The sequence below is a fragment of the Pseudomonas sp. BP01 genome, from assembly GCF_022760795.1.
Taxonomy (GTDB): Bacteria; Pseudomonadota; Gammaproteobacteria; order Pseudomonadales; family Pseudomonadaceae; genus Aquipseudomonas; species Aquipseudomonas putida_Q.
The window spans coordinates 1-389 of record NZ_JAFBKA010000101.1; the positions used below are offsets into that span (position 1 = coordinate 1).

Here is a 389-nt window from a genome sequence, read left to right on the forward strand (position 1 = left end):
GTACACCCACGATGCGCAGGGTGACGACGTTTACAACGACGCTGGCCAGATCAGCTTGGGCATCAACTCGGCTGTAGACGCCACTGGCGCTACCTTCGAGAACCTCGAGCTGGGCGGTGCGGCTACCGTTCAAGTCAGCGACACCACCGACGAAGTCGTGGCCAAGTTGACCGCCACGCCTTCGGTGACCGAAGGCGGCGAGATCACCTATACCATCACCCTGACCAACAAAGATGGTCTGCCGATCAACAACCACGGCGCCTTGACCTTCACGCTGAGCGACGGCAAGACCGTCATCACCGTACCGGCCAATGGCACCAGCGGTTCGATTACCGTCACTGCGCCGGACAACGTCTACGTTGGCAGCAACACTCCGGTAGTGCAGTCGA

At 60.4% G+C, this 389-nt stretch carries 1 protein-coding gene; it reads left to right on the forward strand.

Annotated features, from left to right (window positions below; translation table 11 throughout):
* The coding region (locus tag JOY50_RS28650) for an immunoglobulin-like domain-containing protein (protein WP_243056188.1) at positions 1-389 on the forward strand (389 nt) is incomplete at both ends.